A 16,976-nucleotide genomic window follows, 5' to 3' on the forward strand; every position below is an offset into this window, starting at 1 on the left:
GTAATCAGGTCAGGGTTGCGGTGGCCAGCTTCACACCGAACCCCACGAACAGGGCGCCGACGCCACCGGTGGCGCCCGCGCTGAGGCGACGCCGCTGACGGAACCAGGCCGCCAGGCGAACGCCGCAGAAAATCAGGAACGACAGGTAGCAGAAGCTGATCGCTTCCAGTACCGCGCCCAGCACCAGGAAGGACAGCGCCGGATGGGCGTAACCGGGGTCCACGAACTGGATGAAGAAGGAAACGAAGAACAGGATCGCCTTCGGGTTCGACAGGCTCAGCAGCAGCGCCTTGCGGAACGGCTGGTGGACGTCTTCGCGCAGGGTCGCCTCGGCCTGGCCCTGGGCCGGGCTGCGCCAAGACTTGAGTCCGCCGCGCAACATGCCCCAGCCGAGGTAGAACAGGTACGCCGCGCCCAGATACTTGAGGATCTGGAAGAACAGCGGCTCGGCCTTGAGCAGCGAGGCAACGCCCAGCGCCGAGAGCAGCATCAGCACGGCGTCACCGAGGAACACGGCCGAGGCCGCCTGGTAACCGCTGCGAATGCCGCGCTGGGCACTGGTGGCCAGCACGAAGAAGGAATTGGGGCCGGGCAACAGGATGACGAACAGGGTCCCGACCACATAGGTCCAGAAGTCGATGACACCCAGATTCGCCAGCATGAGCGCTACCCTCCTCCCGTCTTAGCGGCGTGCCGCCATGGCCTGGATGAACTTGTCGAACAGCGGCGCCACGTCGTGCGGGCCAGGGCTCGCCTCGGGGTGACCCTGGAAGCTGAAGGCGACCTTGTCGGTACGCTCGATGCCCTGCAGGGTGCCATCGAACAGCGACTTGTGGGTGGCCCGCACATTGGCCGGCAGGCTGGCCTCGTCCACGGCGAAACCGTGGTTCTGACTGGTGATCATCACCACGCCGCTGTCGAGATCCTGCACCGGATGGTTGGCGCCGTGGTGACCGTTGGGCATCTTCACCGTCTTGGCGCCGGAAGCCAGGGCCAGCAACTGGTGGCCCAGGCAGATGCCGAACACCGGAATCTCGGTTTCCAGGACGTCCTGGATCGCCTTGATGGCGTAGTCGCACGGCTCGGGATCGCCCGGGCCATTGGCCAGGAAGATGCCATCGGGTTGCAGCGCCAGGGCTTCGCTGGCCGGGGTCTGGGCCGGCAGCACGGTAATGCGGCAGCCGCGGGCCACCAGCATGCGCAGAATGTTTAGCTTGACGCCATAGTCGAAGGCCACCACGTGATAGGGCAGCTGCTCGGCCGGGATCTCGGCGTGGCTGTCGGTTTCCAGCGACCAGACGCCGGACCGCCACTCGTAGCGCTCCTTGACGCTGACTTCCTTGGCCAGGTCCATGCCCTTGAGGCCGGGGAAGGCGCGGGCCAGTTCCAGGGCGCGCTCCTCGGTGGCGTCTTCGCCGGTAAGGATGCAGCCATCCTGAGCGCCCTTCTCACGGAGGATGCGGGTCAGTCGACGGGTGTCGATACCGGCGATGGCGATGGTGCCGTTCTCCTTGAGATAGTCCGGCAGCGACTGCTTGTTGCGCCAGTTGCTGGCCAGCAGCGGCAGGTCGCGGATGATCAGCCCGGCAGCCCACACCTGGGCGGCCTCGCCATCCTGCGGCGTGGTGCCGGTGTTGCCGATGTGCGGATAGGTCAGGGTGACGATCTGCTTCGCATAGGAAGGATCAGTCAGGATTTCCTGGTAGCCGGTCATGGCGGTGTTGAACACCACTTCGCCGACCGTGTGGCCGTCGGCACCGATGGATTCACCGCGAAAGATGCTGCCATCGGCAAGTGCGAGTATGGCTGGCTTAGTCAAGAAGACCTCCGAAAATCAAGCCTTGGCGGGCAAACGCAGGGTGCAAAAAAACGGGATGACATCTCGAAGAGTCATCCCGTTTTAATGTTGTGATTTCATTCTGCGCTAGCTTTTAGTGGATACACTAAAGCTGCATTGTACACGAATTGATCACGGCTGGCACCCCCGCAAGGGGATCAGCGCAACTCCAGCACGTCCTGCATGTCATATAGCGCCGGCTGTTTGTCCTTGAGCCAGAGGGCCGCGCGCACCGCGCCCTTGGCGAAGGTCATGCGGCTGGAGGCCTTGTGGGTGATCTCGACTCGCTCGCCTTCGCTGGCGAACAGCACCGTGTGATCGCCCACCACGTCGCCAGCGCGCACGGTGGCGAAGCCGATGGTCTGGCGGTCGCGGGCACCGGTCTGGCCTTCGCGGCCATAGACGGCCACCTCTTCCAGATCGCGACCCAGCGCCTGGGCAACGACCTCGCCCATGCGCAGGGCGGTCCCCGAAGGCGCATCGACCTTGTGCCTGTGGTGCGCCTCGATGATCTCGATGTCGACCTCGTCACCCAGCACGCGAGCAGCGGTGTCCAGCAGCTTGAGGCAGAGATTGACGCCGACGCTGAAGTTGGCGGCGAAGACGATGGGAATTTCCTTGCTCGCTTCCAGCAGGGTCAGCTTCTGCTCGGCGGTGAAGCCGGTGGTGCCGATCACCATGGCCTTCCTGGCCTTGCGGCAGAGCGCCAGATTCTGCAGGGTCACGTTGGGATGGGTGAAGTCGATGAGCACATCGAAATCATCCAGCACCCGCGCCAGATCGCCCGACAGCATCACCCCGTTGCGGCCGATACCGGCGAGTTCGCCGGCGTCGGCACCTACCAGACTGCTTTCCGGGCGATCCACCGCGGCGGTGAGACCGGCAGCGCCCTGGGTCTGCTGGACCGCTTCGATCAGGGTCTTGCCCATGCGCCCCGCGGCGCCCATTACAGCTATACGTCGCATCATCAGCTCCAGGCTGCTGGCCGGGCGCCGCCTCGCGACGGCGCCCCTGCCGGTTTAGAGGTCGTCGAAGAAGCGCTTCATGCCGTCGAACCAGCCACTGGCCCGGGGCGAATGGGAGCTGTCGCTCTGCAGGGTGTTACGGAACTCCTCGAGCAGCTCGCGCTGGCGCCGGCTCAGGTTGACCGGAGTCTCCACCACCACCTTGCACATCAGGTCGCCGGCGCCACCACCGCGCACGGGCGTCACGCCCTTGCCGCGCAGGCGGAACATCTTGCCGGTCTGGGTGCCCTCGGGGATCTTCAGCTTGACGCGGCCATCCAGGGTCGGCACTTCCAGCTCGCCACCCAGGGCGGCGTCGGTGAAGTTGATCGGCACCTCGCAATAGAGGTGCTTGCCGTCGCGCTGGAAGATCGAGTGCTCGCGCACATTGACCACGACATAGAGGTCGCCGCTGGGGCCACCCAAGGTTCCAGCCTCGCCTTCGCCGGTCAGGCGGATGCGGTCGCCGGTGTCGACGCCCGCGGGCACCTTGACCGACAGGGTCTTCTGCTCTTCCACGCGCCCCTGACCATGACAGGCGTTGCAGGGCTCGGGAATGATCTTGCCGCTGCCGTGGCAGCGCGGGCAGGTCTGCTGGACCGAGAAGAAGCCCTGCTGCATGCGCACCTGGCCGATGCCACCGCAGGTGGGGCAGGTGGACGCCGAGGTACCCGGCTTGGCGCCATTGCCATCGCAGACCTTGCACTCGACCAGGGTGGGCACGCGAATGGTGACCGTGGTCCCACGCACCGCCTCTTCCAGATCCAGGTCCAGGGTGTAGCGCAGGTCGGCACCGCGCTGCGGGCCGCCGCGTCCACCGGCGCCACCGCGTCCGCCAAAGAAGTCGCTGAAGACATCGCCGAAGATGTCGGAGAAGCTCGCGCCTCCCGCCGCGCCACCGAAACCGCCGCCGCCCATGCTCGGATCGACGCCAGCATGGCCGTACTGGTCGTAGGCCGAGCGCTTGCCCGCATCGGACAGCACTTCGTAGGCCTCGGCGGCCTCCTTGAACTGCTCTTCGGCAGCCGCGTCCCCCGGATTGCGATCCGGGTGGTATTTCATCGCCAGGCGTCGGTAGGCCTTCTTGAGCTCGGCTTCGCTGGCGCCGCGCTCGACCCCGAGCACCTCATAGTAATCACGTTTGGCCATAGACTTTCTGCACCTTAAATTTTCTCACCCTCCAGACACGCCAACGCGGGAGCAGGCTCCCGCGTGGCGGATCCGACGGGCCGAAGCCCGCCAGGTGCGGTAAGCACGGGGCTTACTTGTTGTCCTTCACTTCCTCGAACTCGGCATCGACCACGTCGTCGCCGGGCTTCTTGGCATCACCGTCCGCCTTGGCCGAGGCGCCTTCGGCACCGGCGCCAGCGCCCTGCTCGGAATAGAGCTTCTGGGCCAGCGGCGCGGAGGCCTGGGACAGGGCATTCATCTTGGCTTCGATGGCGTCCTTGTCGTCACCGCGCACGGCGGTTTCCAGTTCGCCAATGGCCTTCTCGATGGTGCTCTTCTCTTCCGCGGTGGCCTTGTCGCCCGCCTCGGTCAGCATCTTGCGGGTGCCGTGCACCAGGGCATCGCCCTGGTTGCGGGCCGCGGCCAGCTCTTCGAACTTGCGATCCTCGTCGGCATTGGCCTCGGCGTCACGCACCATCTGCTGAATCTCTTCCTCGGACAGACCGGAGGACGCCTTGATGACGATGGACTGCTGCTTGCCGGTGGCCTTGTCCTTGGCGGACACGTTGAGGATACCGTTGGCGTCGATGTCGAAGGTCACCTCGATCTGCGGTACGCCACGCGGCGCCGGCGGGATCTCGGCCAGGTCGAACTTGCCCAGCGACTTGTTCTGCGCGGCCTGCTTGCGCTCGCCCTGCAGCACGTGGATGGTCACGGCGCCCTGGTTGTCGTCGGCGGTGGAGAACACCTGCGACTTCTTGGTCGGGATGGTGGTGTTCTTCTCGATCAGCGCGGTCATCACGCCACCCATGGTCTCGATGCCCAGGGTCAGCGGGGTGACGTCCAGCAGCAGCACGTCCTTGACGTCACCGGCCAGCACGGCGCCCTGGATGGCGGCACCGATGGCGACGGCTTCGTCCGGGTTGACGTCCTTGCGCGCTTCCTTGCCGAAGAAGTCGGCCACGCGCTTCTGCACCAGCGGCATGCGGGTCTGACCGCCCACCAGGATGACCTCGTGGATGTCGGAGACGTCCAGACCGGAGTCCTTCAACGCCGTGCGGCAGGGCTCGATGGTGCGCTCGACCAGCTCTTCCACCAGGGACTCCAGCTTGGCGCGGGAGACCTTGACGTTCAGGTGCTTGGGACCGCTGGCATCGGCGGTGATGTAGGGCAGGTTGACGTCGGTCTGGGTAGCCGAGGACAGCTCGATCTTGGCTTTTTCCGCAGCTTCCTTCAGGCGCTGCATGGCCAGCGGGTCACCCTTGAGGTTCATGCCGCTTTCTTTCTTGAATTCCTCGACGAGGTAGTCGATCAGGCGGATGTCGAAGTCTTCGCCGCCCAGGAAGGTGTCGCCATTGGTGGCCAGCACCTCGAACTGATGCTCACCGTCGACCTCGGCGATCTCGATGACCGAGACGTCGAAGGTACCGCCGCCCAGGTCATAGACGATCACGGTATGGTCGCCCTTGGCCTTGTCCAGGCCATAGGCCAGGGCAGCCGCGGTGGGCTCGTTGATGATGCGCTTGACGTCCAGACCGGCGATGCGACCGGCATCCTTGGTGGCCTGGCGCTGGCTGTCGTTGAAGTAGGCCGGGACGGTGATGACCGCTTCGGTCACGGCTTCGCCCAGGTAGTCCTCGGCGGTCTTCTTCATCTTCTTCAGGACTTCGGCAGACACCTGCGGCGGCGCCATCTTCTGGCCCTTGGCCTCGACCCAGGCGTCACCGTTGTCCGCCTTGACGATCTTGTAGGGGACCATCTGGATGTCTTTCTGCACGACGTTTTCTTCATAACGCCGGCCGATCAGACGCTTGACCGCGTACAGGGTGTTCTGCGGATTGGTCACCGCCTGGCGCTTGGCTGGCTGGCCAACCAGGGTCTCGCCGTCGTTGGTGTAGGCGATGATGGACGGCGTGGTACGGGTGCCTTCGGCGTTTTCCAGTACCTTGACGTTGCCGTTTTCGAGGATCGCGACGCAGGAGTTGGTGGTCCCCAGGTCGATACCGATGATCTTGCCCATGTAGTCTTCTCCAGAAATCTCAGATTCCGCGCGGCCCGCTCAGGGGGCCTTTGATGTTCGCTTGCCTACCAGATGGGGCCGAGCGAAAGAATTTCAAGCCTTTTCGTCGATGCTCGGCTGCTGCGCTGCAGGTGCCTTGCTGACGACCACCATCGCCGGCCGCAGCAGGCGACCATTGAGCAGATAGCCCTTTTGAAACACCTTGAGGACGCTGCCCGGCTCGGCGGTGGCGCTCTCCTCCATGGCCATGGCCTGGTGGTGTTCCGGATTGAAGGGCGCGCCGTGGGGATCGACGGCCTCGACCTGATAGCGCTTGAGGGTGTCCTGCAGCATCTTCAGGGTCAGCTCCATGCCTTCACGCATGGGCTTCAAAGTCTCGTCGGTGGCGTTGGACAGCTCCAGGCCACGCTCCAGGCTGTCGAGCACCGGCAGCAGGTCGCCAGCGAATTTTTCCAGGGCGAACTTATGCGCCTTTTCCACATCCTGCTCGGCGCGACGACGCACGTTCTGCAGTTCGGCGACGCTGCGCAGCGACTGGTCCTGGGCCGCGGCGAGCTGCTCTTCGAGCGTGGCGACGCGGGCGGCGAGATCCTCGTGCTGGACGTCGCCCTGGGCGGCTTCGTGCTCGGGGGTCTGGGAGTTCTGTTCGTCGGCCATGGAGTCCTCCTGTGATATTGCCGGTGGGCGCGCCCTCTAATGGACATCGCCTTGATCGATGGCGCCTATATGGGGCCGCCGGCCGGCGCTTCAAGAGCTGTATGGATTGCCAGTGCCCGAGAGGCACTGTATAAACAACCAGAAAACCGCCTTCGGAGATCGTCGCATGCTGGTGCATCTGTCCGTCCGCAATTACGCCATCGTCGAACACCTCGACCTCGACCTCGAGCGCGGCATGACCGTGATCACGGGTGAAACCGGCGCCGGCAAGTCCATCATGCTGGACGCCCTCGGCCTCACCCTGGGCGATCGCGCCGACAGCGATGCGGTCAGACCCGGCGCCGACAAGGCCGATGTCCTGGCCAGCTTCGACACCACCGATATCCCCGAAGCGCGCCAGTGGCTCGCCGAGCGCGACCTGGAGCAGGACGGCCCCTGCCTGCTGCGCCGCGTCATCACCCGCGAAGGGCGCTCGCGCGGCTATATCAATGGCTCGCCCTGCCCGCTGGCCGATCTCAAGACCCTCGGCGGCCTGCTGATCGATATCCACAGCCAGCACGAGCACCAGTCATTGCTCGGCCTCGACACCCATCGCCGCCTGCTGGACGAATACGCCGGCGCGGGCGAGCTGGTCCGCCAGGTGCAGCTCGCGGCCCAGCGCTGGCGCCAGGTGCGCCAGACCCTGGAACGCCTGACCCGCAACGGCGACGAGCAACGTGCCCGCCATCAGCTGCTCAGCTACCAGCTCGAAGAACTCGACAACCTCGCCCTGGCCGAGGGCGAGTTGCAGGCCCTGGAACAGGAGCAGAGCGATCTGGCGAGTGCCGAGCACATCCTGCTGGCCTGCCGCCAGGCCATGGACCTCTGTACCGAAAACGAGCAGGGCAATGCCCTGTCGGCGCTCAATGCCAGCGTGGCGCGCCTGACCGCCTTCGACCGCCCGCCGGCGCAGATCCAGGAGGCCAGCAACCTGCTCGCCTCCGCCCAGATCCAGATCGAGGAGGCGATGAACGAACTCAATCGCTTCGTCGATCATTTCGAAGCCGACCCGGAGCGCCAGCAGGCGGTGCAGGAGCGCCTGGACAGTGTCTACAGCCTTGCCCGCAAGCACCGGGTCCAGCCCGAGGCCCTGCTGGAGCTGCACGAACAGCTGCGCAACGAATTGCAATCCCTGGACGCCGACGACGTCGCCCTGGAGCGCCTGCAGGAAGAACTGACGGCCTTCGAGCGCCACTACCAGGAGAAGGCCGGCGAACTGAGTCGTCTGCGCGAACAACGGGCGCCGGAGCTCGCGGCCGCGGTCGAGACCGAGATGCAGCGCTTGGGTATGCCGGGTGGCCGCTTCAGCATCACCCTCACGCCAGGCAGTACCGGCGAACCCCAGCCGCTGGGCAACGAAGGCGTCGAATTCCGCGTCAGCGCCAACCCGGGCCAGCCCCTGCGCCCGCTGGCCAAGGTCGCCTCCGGTGGTGAACTGTCGCGTATCAGCCTGGCCATCCAGGTCATCACCGCCCAGACCTCGCGCACACCCACCCTGGTGTTCGACGAGGTGGACGTGGGTATCGGCGGCCCCACCGCCGAGGTGGTCGGCCAGCTGCTGCGGCAACTGGGCGAGCGGGGCCAGGTGCTGACGGTGACCCACCTGCCCCAGGTGGCGGCCCAGGGTCATCAGCACCTGTTCGTACACAAGGAGCGCGGCACCGACGAGACGCGTACCGCGGTGGCCAAGCTCGACCGCGCACGGCGCGTGGAAGAGGTGGCGCGCATGCTGGGTGGTGTCGACCTGACCCGTGAATCCCTGGCCCACGCTCGCAAGCTGGTGGTGAGCCGCTAGACGCAGGCAGCCACCGGACATGAAAAAGGCGACTCGAAGGTCGCCTTTTTCATGTCCGGGTCTTCACTTGCGCTGGCGGATGTACAGCACCAGGTTGTGATCGACCAGTTCGAAACCATGCTCTTCGACGATCTCGCGCTGACGCTTTTCGATCGAGGCATCGGTGAACTCGATGACTTCGCCGGTATCCACATCCACCATGTGATCATGGTGGCCGGTGTCGGCCAACTCGAACACGGCATGGCCGCCGTCGAAATTGTGGCGCACCACCAGACCGGCCGCTTCGAACTGGGTGAGGACCCGATAGACCGTTGCCAGCCCCACGTCCTCGCCCGCTTCCATGAGCGCCTTGTAAACGTCTTCGGCGCTCATGTGGCGCTGCTCGGTGGTGTCCAGCATCTGCAATATCTTGACGCGCGGCAGGGTCACTTTCAGACCCGCTTTGCGGAGTTCGTTGTTCTCTACCATGCTCTTTCTCGGTGCCGAGTGCTTTCGCAGCCCTCGGGAATACGGGTATGATCGGTGCTTCGTTGCCCAGCAAGATAGTGGAAGTCTCCCACCGATGCAAAACCTCAAGCAAACGCTGACCGGGCTCTCTCTGATGGGCCTAGCCATGCTCGCCGGCTGCTCTCTGCCGGGGGTTTACAAGATCGACATCCAACAGGGCAACGTCGTCACCCAGGACATGATAGACCAGTTGCGCCCCGGAATGACCCGACAACAAGTCCGGTTTATCATGGGTTCGCCGCTGATCCAAGACACCTTCCATCCCAATCGCTGGGACTATCTGTACAGCCTGCAAGCCGCCGGCGGTCAGCGTAAGCAGGAGCGTGTCAGCCTGGTGTTCAACGGCGACAATCAACTGAGCGGCCTGGCCGGCGACTTCATGCCCGGCACCAGCCGCGAACAGCAGATCATGGGTACCGACAGCGGCACCACCGTGGATCCCACCGCCCCGGCGCAACCCTCGGCACCCGCTGCCGTACCGGAAACGCCAGCCGTACCCGGCTCGACCGAAGACAACATCCAGAAAGAGATCGACAGCGCCCGTCCGGCCGCCGTGCCGACTCCCGATCGCATCCGCACCGACGGACAGTGATCCCTGGCTAGAGGCCAGTCCTGGACTTGGCCTTTTCCGCGCGCCGCTTGCGACTTTCCTTGGGGTCCGCAAGCAGCGGGCGATAAATCTCCACCCGGTCACCCGCCATCAGCCTGCGCTCGTTCGGCTTGGCTACCAGCTTGCCAAAGATGCCGACCCGAAAGGCTTCGCGCTGTTCGGGTGGCAACTGCTCGAGCAACCCCGACGCCCGCACCGCCTGCTCGACCGTGGTGCCCTCTTCGAGCTGCAGATTCAACAGCCATTGCCGCTCCGGCAACGCCAGCGCCACCTCGATGGCGAGACACTCAGCCATAGAGGGCTCGAGCACGCTGGCAGAAGGCATCCACCATGGTATTGGCCGCCTGATTGAACAACGGGCCCAGGGTCGCGCGGACGATGGCGCTGTCGTATTCGAAGGACAGATCCAGGGAAATCTTGCAGGCCTTGTCGCCCAGCGCCTTGAATGTCCAGACGCCGTGCAGCTGCTTGAAAGGACCCTTTTCCAGATCCATGGTGATGGACTCGTCCGGCACCAGGGTATTGCGGGTCGTGAACTGCTGGCTAAGACCACCCTTGGCCACGGTGAGACCGGCGCGCATCAGGCCTTCGTCCTGCTCCAGGATCTGGGCGGACGAGCACCACGGCAGGAACTCCGGATAACGGTCCACGTCATTAACCAGCGCATAGAGTGCTGAAGCAGGATAGGGCAGCAACGCCGAACGTTGGATGTGCGTGCTCATCGGAACCTCGTAGAATAGCGAAATCGGTGTCGGACCTTGAATTTGAGGGCGGCGCACGCATTTTACTCCCGCACCAGCCTGCCGCAGTCCAGAACCGCGGTATTGTCCGTGTTTGCTCATACCCGCTCAAGCGCGTGGCGACATTTCCCCTGACTCGCTGTACCCTGGAATCATGGCCAAGCAAAAGAAAGTCTCCCCCGGCAGCATCGCGCAGAACAAAAAGGCGCTTCACGAATACTTCGTCGATACCCGCTTCGAGGCGGGTGTTTCCCTGGCAGGCTGGGAGGTCAAGAGCCTGAGAGCCGGCAAGGCGCAGCTGACTGACAGCTATGTGCTGCTCAAGGACGGCGAAGCCTGGCTGCTGGGCAGCCATATCACCCCGCTGCAGACCGCCAGCACCCATGTCATCGCCGACCCGACCCGCACCCGCAAGTTGCTGCTCAACAAGCGCGAGCTGGGCAAGCTGTTTGGCGCCGTGCAGCAGAAGGGCTACGCCTGTGTCGCCCTGTCGCTCTACTGGAAGAAGCACCTGGTCAAGTGCGAGATCGCGTTGGCCAAGGGCAAGAAGGAATTCGACAAGCGCGCGACCGAGCGCGAGCGCGATTCCGACCGCGAGATCCAGCGCGCCATCCGCAAGGACGCCAAATAGCCAAGCGGCCGAAAAACGTTTCGTCAGCAATGACTTGCGTCGGACGGCCGGAATTCCTATAGTGAACGACCAGCAAGTTTTGGGGGCGATTAGGATTCGACGCCGGTAACGAAACTTGAGGGGCATGCCGAGCTGGTAGCAGAACTCGTAAATTCGCTGCTGCAAACTTATAGTTGCCAACGACGACAACTACGCTCTAGCTGCTTAATGCGGCTAGCAGTCGCTAGGGGATGCCTGTAAACCCGAAACGACTGTCAGATAGAACAGGATCGCCGCCAAGTTCGCTGTAGACGTAACGGCTAAAACTTATACAGCTCGCCCAAAGCACCCTGCCCGTCGGGCCGCAATGGGTTAACTCAGTAGACAGGGCTAAGCATGTAGAACCGATAGCGGAGAGCTGGCGGACGGGGGTTCAAATCCCCCCGCCTCCACCAAAAAGAAAGGGCAGCCATTGGCTGCCCTTTTTCTTTGCCCGTCGTTTAGAACGGGATGTCGTCGTCGAAGCTGTCGTAGTCCTGCTGAGCCGGCTGCTGCTGCGGACGGGACTGCGGCTGCTGCTGGGGACGGCTGTTGCCGTTGCCGCCATTGCCGCCGTTGTCATACTGCGGTGCCGACTGCTGCGGACGGGGGGCACGCTGCTGCTGGGGCGCAGGCGCGCTCTGGTTGTATTCGTCGTTGCCACCGGCATTGCCGCCACGGCCACCCAGCAACTGCATGTTGCCGTTGATGTCGACAACGATTTCGGTGGTGTAGCGATCCTGACCGTCCTGGCCCTGCCATTTGCGGGTACGCAGAGTGCCCTCGACATAGACCTGGGAGCCCTTGCGGATGTACTCGCCGGCGATCTCGGCGAGACGACCGAAGAACACCACGCGGTGCCATTCGGTGCGGTCCTGCTGCTGACCGGTCTGCTTGTCCTTCCAGCTTTCGCTGGTGGCCAGGGTGACGTTGGTCACCGCATTGCCGTTGGGCATGTAACGGGTTTCGGGATCGGCGCCGGCATTGCCGACGAGGATGACTTTATTGACGCCACGGGCCATATGAATCTCCTGATGAGGCTGTCGATCAAGCGGCGACCGGTGTTTGACTAACCAGTCGCTCCAATTGCGCCCGATCGACGATTTTAGTATCGATCTTGATGTAGACGGCCTGCTCTTCCGCCACCACTACCGCATCGGTCACTCCGGCCAGGGCCAACAGGCGTCCGACCAATCCCTGGTCGTTGACTAGCGCGGGCGTAACCGGCAAACGCAGACTGGTGACATAGGGCGGTTCCCGCATCGTACCAGCTACCACCGCCCATCCCAGGCAAAGCGCCGCACAACCCAGGAAGACGGTGGACAGGCCACCATGTTGGAACAACCAGCCCCCGAGGATACCGCCCAACGCGGAACCAAGGAACTGACTGGTGGAATAGATCCCCATGGCGGTGCCCTTGCCCCCGGCCGGGGCCACCTTGCTCACCAGCGACGGCAGCGAGGCCTCCAGCAGGTTGAAGGCGGTAAAGAACACCACGATGCCGATGACCAGGGCCACCAGGCTGTTGCTGAAGAAGAAGAAGTACAGCTCGCACAGCACCAGCACACTGATGGCGCACACCAGCACGCGCTTCATGCGCCGCTTCTTTTCACCATAGATGATGAAGGGGACCATGGCGAAGAAGCCGACCACCAGCGCGGTGAGATAGACCCACCAGTGCTCTTCCTTGGGCAGCCCGGCATGTTCGGCCAGGGCCAGCGGCAGGACGACGAAACTGGCCATCAGCACGGCGTGCAGCGCCAGGATGCCAAAGTCCAGCCGCAGCAGATCGCGATTGCGCAGGGTCGCGCCCAGCGCCTGGCGCGCCAGGTTCGACTCCCGATGGGCGAAGGGCGAAGCCTGGTGCGGCACCAGGAACAGCACGATCAGCAAACCGACCAGTGCCAGTCCGCAGGTGGCCCAGAACAGCCCGGCGAGACCATAGGCACGGGTCAGCAAGGGGCCGGCCACCATCGCCACGGCAAAGGACACGCCGATGCTCATGCCGATCGTGGCCATGGCCTTGGTGCGATGCTGCTCGCGGGTCTGATCCGACAACAGCGCCATGATGGCCGCCGAAATGGCGCCGCCACCCTGGACGACACGCCCGGCGATGACGCCCCAGATCGAGTGGGCATTGGCGGCAATGGCGGCACCAAGGGCGAACACCAGCAGTCCACCAATGATGATGGGGCGTCGACCGATGCGATCGGACAGCGTCCCCAGGGGAATTTGCAGGACCGCCTGGGTCAAACCATAGGCACCTATGGCGAGGCCGATCAGCGCCGGGGTGGCATCCGCCAACTCCTGACCATAGGTCGCCAGGACCGGGAGCACCATGAACATACCGAGCATACGAAAGGCGAAGACCAGGGCCAGCCCGAAGGCGGCACGGCGTTCGACGCCGTTCATGGCTTCACTGCGCTTGTCGAGCATTGATAATCCTCTCGTCGGCGACAGGCTTTTACGTCGCCACACAGCTTTAAAACAGTCGTGACAATGACCATTTAGGGAGGAAGCGGTGAAGATAGCCGAGCGCTCGTCCGAACGTTCCCGACCGCCAGGATCACGAACGCCCGATCACCGCTGTCGGGCCGTTAATTTTACCAGCCTTACCCCCTCTCTCACAGGCGCGGCAGATAGCCGCAGCCCGGGACGAGACCTCTTTTCTAGTGAAGCGCCGCCAAAACGAGGCAGAAGTCTACGTGGATAAAATCCTCATCCGTGGGGCCCGCACCCATAATCTGAAGAACATCGACCTAACCCTTCCCCGGGACAAGCTCATCGTCATCACCGGACTGTCCGGCTCCGGCAAGTCTTCGCTGGCGTTCGACACCCTTTATGCCGAAGGCCAGCGCCGCTACGTGGAATCCTTGTCGGCCTACGCCCGCCAGTTCCTGTCGATGATGGAAAAGCCCGATGTGGACACCATCGAAGGGCTGTCGCCAGCGATTTCCATCGAGCAGAAGTCCACCTCGCACAATCCGCGCTCCACCGTGGGCACCATCACCGAGATCTACGACTATCTGCGCCTGCTCTATGCCCGCGTCGGTACGCCGCGCTGCCCGGAGCACGATGTGCCCCTGGAAGCCCAGACCGTCAGCCAGATGGTCGACCAGGTGCTGGCCATGCCGGAAGGCCAGCGGTTGATGCTGCTCGCCCCCATCGTGCGCGAGCGCAAGGGTGAGCACCTGTCGGTGTTCGAGGAGTTGCGTGCCCAGGGTTTCGTCCGCGTCCGCGTCAACGGGCGGCTGCACGAGATGGACGAGCTGCCCAAGCTCGACAAGCAGAAGAAGCACACCATCGAAGTGGTGGTGGATAGATTCAAGGTGCGCGAAGACCTCCAGCAGCGCCTGGCGGAATCCTTCGAGACGGCGCTGAAGCTGGCCGACGACATCGCCATCATCGCCCCCATGGAAGGCGATAAGGGGGAGGAGATCGTCTTCTCCGCGCGCTTCGCCTGCCCGATCTGCGGCTTCTCCATCGGCGAGCTAGAACCCAAGCTGTTTTCCTTCAACAATCCCGCCGGCGCCTGCCCTACCTGCGACGGCCTGGGCGTGAAGCAATTCTTCGACGCCCGCCGGGTGGTCAACGAGGAGCTCAGCCTCAGCGAAGGCGCCATCCGCGGCTGGGACAGACGCAACGTCTATTACTTCCAGATGCTCGGCTCGCTGGCGAGTCACTATGGCTTCAGCCTCGACGCCCCCTTCAAGAGCCTCGATGACAAGCATCGCAAGGCGGTACTCAGCGGCTCCGGGCGCGAGAGCGTCAACTTCCGCTATCTCAATGACCGCGGCGATATCGTTAAGCGTGCCCACCCCTTCGAAGGCATCCTGCCGAATCTTGAGCGGCGTTATCGCGAGACCGAATCCCAGAGCGTGCGCGAAGAGCTGGCCAAGTACCTGAGCACCCAGCACTGCCCGGACTGTAATGGCACCCGCCTGCGGCGCGAAGCGCGCCACGTCTGGGTCGGCGACAAGACCCTGCCGGCGGTCACCCGTCTGCCCGTGGGCGATGCCACCCAGTACTTCCAGGACCTCACCCTCAAGGGCCAGCGGCAGCAGATCGCCGACAAGATCCTCAAGGAGATCCGCGAGCGCCTGCAGTTCCTAGTCAACGTCGGCCTGGACTACCTGACCCTGGATCGCAGCGCTGACACCCTCTCCGGTGGCGAGGCGCAGCGTATCCGCCTGGCCAGCCAGATCGGCGCCGGTCTGGTAGGCGTCATGTATATCCTCGACGAACCCTCCATTGGTCTGCACCAGCGCGACAACGAGCGGCTGCTGGGCACCCTGACTCACCTGCGCGACCTGGGTAACACCGTCATCGTCGTCGAGCACGACGAGGATGCCATCCGCCTGGCGGACTATGTCATCGACATCGGCCCGGGCGCTGGAGTGCACGGTGGCCAGATCATCGCGGAAGGCACGCCCGACCAGGTCATGCGGCATCCCGACTCGGTGACCGGGCAGTACCTGTCGGGCCGCAAGAAGATCGTGGTGCCCGCCAAGCGCACGCCACGGGACAAGAAGAAGCTGCTGAAGCTGAAGGGTGCCCGCGGCAACAACCTGCAGAACGTCAACCTGGAGATCCCGGTTGGCCTGCTGACCTGCGTGACCGGGGTATCCGGCTCCGGCAAGTCGACCCTGATCAACAACACCCTCTTCCCGCTGACCGCCACGGCGCTCAATGGCGCGACGACCCTGGAGGTCGCTGCCCACGACAGCTTCGACGGCATGCAGCACCTGGACAAGGTGGTGGATATCGACCAGAGCCCCATCGGCCGGACCCCGCGCTCCAACCCGGCGACCTATACCGGACTCTTCACCCCCATCCGCGAGCTGTTTTCCGGCGTTCCGGAATCCCGTTCTCGCGGCTACACCCCGGGGCGCTTCTCCTTCAACGTCAAGGGTGGCCGCTGCGAGGCCTGCCAGGGCGATGGGGTCATCAAGGTGGAGATGCACTTCCTGCCGGACGTCTACGTCGCCTGTGACGTCTGCAAGGGCAAGAGGTACAACCGCGAGACCCTGGAGGTGAAGTACAAGGGCAAGACCATCACCGAGGTCCTGGACATGACCATCGAGGAAGCCCATGCCTTCTTCGAGTCCATCCCTGCACTGGCGCGCAAGCTGCAGACGCTGATTGATGTCGGCCTGTCCTATATCCGTCTCGGCCAGAGCGCCACGACGCTGTCAGGGGGTGAGGCTCAGCGTGTGAAGCTGGCCCGGGAGCTGTCCAAGCGCGATACCGGCAAGACGCTCTATATCCTCGACGAGCCCACCACGGGCCTGCACTTTGCCGATATCCAGCAGTTGCTCGACGTGCTGCATCGACTACGCGATCACGGCAATACCGTGGTGGTGATCGAGCACAACCTCGATGTCATCAAAACCGCCGACTGGTTGGTAGACCTCGGTCCGGAAGGCGGCTCCAAGGGTGGTCAGATCATCGCGACGGGCACACCCGAGGAGGTCGCGGCAAACAAGAAGTCCTATACCGGCTATTTCCTCAAGCCCTTGCTGGAACGTGACCGGGAGTAATCCCGGGCACGCACCTAAAGGTAAAAAGCCCGGCGCATGCCGGGCTTTTTTATCGGTGAGTCACTGCTCTATCGCGGCCATGGGCCGCTCCTACGGCATGCCTCCTTGTAGGAGCGGCGGCATCGGCGGACCACCATGGCCACAACAGCCCGGCGCAGCCGGGCTGTTGTAGCTCCTTTGCTCTTTGCGGAATGCCAGCAGCACACATCTGGCAGCCCTACTCCAAACTCTTTACCACTCCGCTCCTGGTCCCCTCTCCCCCCGGGAGAGGGCTAGGGTGAGGGCAACCTCAACTCCGCAGCCCCAGGCCTTCGCTGGCCAATTTTCTGCCCCCAGCGCCTAGGCGCCCCGAGGCCCAGCCAAACTTTTCCCGCCCCAAAGACAACACCCCCGCCAGAATGAACTGAG

At 63.8% G+C, this 16,976-nt stretch carries 15 protein-coding genes and 1 other RNA gene; 5 read left to right on the forward strand and 11 right to left on the reverse strand.

The window, feature by feature from the left end:
• Window positions 1–4 precede the first annotated feature (4 nt).
• The 6 genes from leuE to grpE form a co-directional block, all read right to left on the reverse strand.
• The gene (leuE, locus tag PSK12I2_RS0115685) at window positions 5–661 is read right to left on the reverse strand and encodes a leucine efflux protein LeuE (protein ID WP_007162660.1); all 657 of its coding nucleotides are present in this window, start codon (window positions 659–661) and stop codon (window positions 5–7) included.
• Between the two features lie 21 nt (window positions 662–682).
• Window positions 683–1,819: a glutamine-hydrolyzing carbamoyl-phosphate synthase small subunit gene (gene carA, locus PSK12I2_RS0115690; protein ID WP_027599122.1), complete on the reverse strand. Its 1,137-nt coding sequence runs from the start codon at window positions 1,817–1,819 to the stop codon at window positions 683–685.
• A 176-nt stretch (window positions 1,820–1,995) separates the two neighbouring features.
• Complete coding sequence (gene dapB / locus PSK12I2_RS0115695; RefSeq protein ID WP_007162662.1) at window positions 1,996–2,802, reverse strand: 4-hydroxy-tetrahydrodipicolinate reductase; 807 nt, start codon at window positions 2,800–2,802, stop codon at window positions 1,996–1,998.
• Between the two features lie 54 nt (window positions 2,803–2,856).
• Window positions 2,857–3,990 carry a molecular chaperone DnaJ gene (gene dnaJ / locus PSK12I2_RS0115700; RefSeq protein ID WP_007162663.1) on the reverse strand — a complete coding sequence of 378 codons (1,134 nt, stop codon included), beginning with the start codon at window positions 3,988–3,990 and terminating at the stop codon, window positions 2,857–2,859.
• Between the two features lie 112 nt (window positions 3,991–4,102).
• On the reverse strand, window positions 4,103–6,031 hold the full coding sequence (gene dnaK, locus PSK12I2_RS0115705; RefSeq protein ID WP_007162664.1) for a molecular chaperone DnaK: 1,929 nt from the start codon (window positions 6,029–6,031) through the stop codon (window positions 4,103–4,105).
• Between the two features lie 93 nt (window positions 6,032–6,124).
• On the reverse strand, window positions 6,125–6,688 hold the full coding sequence (grpE, locus tag PSK12I2_RS0115710; RefSeq protein WP_007162665.1) for a nucleotide exchange factor GrpE: 564 nt from the start codon (window positions 6,686–6,688) through the stop codon (window positions 6,125–6,127).
• Window positions 6,689–6,854: 166 nt separating this feature from the next.
• Here grpE and recN point away from each other — a divergent pair, with 166 nt between their 5' ends.
• The gene (recN, locus tag PSK12I2_RS0115715; protein ID WP_007162666.1) at window positions 6,855–8,522 is read left to right on the forward strand and encodes a DNA repair protein RecN; all 1,668 of its coding nucleotides are present in this window, start codon (window positions 6,855–6,857) and stop codon (window positions 8,520–8,522) included.
• 63 nt (window positions 8,523–8,585) lie between these two features.
• Here recN and fur read toward each other — a convergent pair whose 3' ends face one another.
• Window positions 8,586–8,990 (reverse strand): ferric iron uptake transcriptional regulator, encoded by a 405-nt coding sequence (gene fur / locus PSK12I2_RS0115720; protein ID WP_007162667.1) that lies wholly within the window; start codon window positions 8,988–8,990, stop codon window positions 8,586–8,588.
• Between the two features lie 94 nt (window positions 8,991–9,084).
• Here fur and PSK12I2_RS0115725 point away from each other — a divergent pair, with 94 nt between their 5' ends.
• Window positions 9,085–9,621 carry an outer membrane protein assembly factor BamE gene (locus PSK12I2_RS0115725; RefSeq protein WP_027599123.1) on the forward strand — a complete coding sequence of 179 codons (537 nt, stop codon included), beginning with the start codon at window positions 9,085–9,087 and terminating at the stop codon, window positions 9,619–9,621.
• Window positions 9,622–9,628: 7 nt separating this feature from the next.
• Here the strand turns inward: PSK12I2_RS0115725 and PSK12I2_RS0115730 are convergent, their stop codons facing one another.
• Window positions 9,629–9,934: an RnfH family protein gene (locus PSK12I2_RS0115730; protein WP_027599124.1), complete on the reverse strand. Its 306-nt coding sequence runs from the start codon at window positions 9,932–9,934 to the stop codon at window positions 9,629–9,631.
• Window positions 9,927–10,361 (reverse strand): type II toxin-antitoxin system RatA family toxin, encoded by a 435-nt coding sequence (locus tag PSK12I2_RS0115735; RefSeq protein ID WP_027599125.1) that lies wholly within the window; start codon window positions 10,359–10,361, stop codon window positions 9,927–9,929. The genes PSK12I2_RS0115730 and PSK12I2_RS0115735 overlap by 8 nt, the downstream gene beginning before the upstream one ends.
• 172 nt (window positions 10,362–10,533) lie before the next feature.
• Between PSK12I2_RS0115735 and smpB the strand changes: the two genes are divergently transcribed.
• Window positions 10,534–11,010: an SsrA-binding protein SmpB gene (smpB, locus tag PSK12I2_RS0115740; protein ID WP_007162671.1), complete on the forward strand. Its 477-nt coding sequence runs from the start codon at window positions 10,534–10,536 to the stop codon at window positions 11,008–11,010.
• Window positions 11,011–11,091: 81 nt separating this feature from the next.
• Window positions 11,092–11,444, forward strand: a transfer-messenger RNA (tmRNA) gene (gene ssrA, locus PSK12I2_RS24630).
• 45 nt (window positions 11,445–11,489) lie between these two features.
• On the opposite strand, the gene ssb is transcribed toward ssrA, so the two are convergent.
• Window positions 11,490–12,050 (reverse strand): single-stranded DNA-binding protein, encoded by a 561-nt coding sequence (gene ssb, locus PSK12I2_RS0115745; protein ID WP_007162672.1) that lies wholly within the window; start codon window positions 12,048–12,050, stop codon window positions 11,490–11,492.
• 25 nt (window positions 12,051–12,075) lie between these two features.
• On the reverse strand, window positions 12,076–13,464 hold the full coding sequence (locus tag PSK12I2_RS0115750) for an MFS transporter (RefSeq protein ID WP_027599126.1): 1,389 nt from the start codon (window positions 13,462–13,464) through the stop codon (window positions 12,076–12,078).
• 269 nt (window positions 13,465–13,733) lie between these two features.
• Between PSK12I2_RS0115750 and uvrA the strand changes: the two genes are divergently transcribed.
• Window positions 13,734–16,568, forward strand: a complete 2,835-nt coding sequence (gene uvrA / locus PSK12I2_RS0115755; RefSeq protein ID WP_027599127.1) for an excinuclease ABC subunit UvrA — start codon at window positions 13,734–13,736, stop codon at window positions 16,566–16,568.
• The last annotated feature ends 408 nt before the right edge of the window (window positions 16,569–16,976 follow it).

Source organism: Pseudomonas sp. MOIL14HWK12:I2 (assembly GCF_000510745.1).
GTDB classification, from domain to species: Bacteria; Pseudomonadota; Gammaproteobacteria; order Pseudomonadales; family Pseudomonadaceae; genus Chryseomonas; species Chryseomonas oryzihabitans.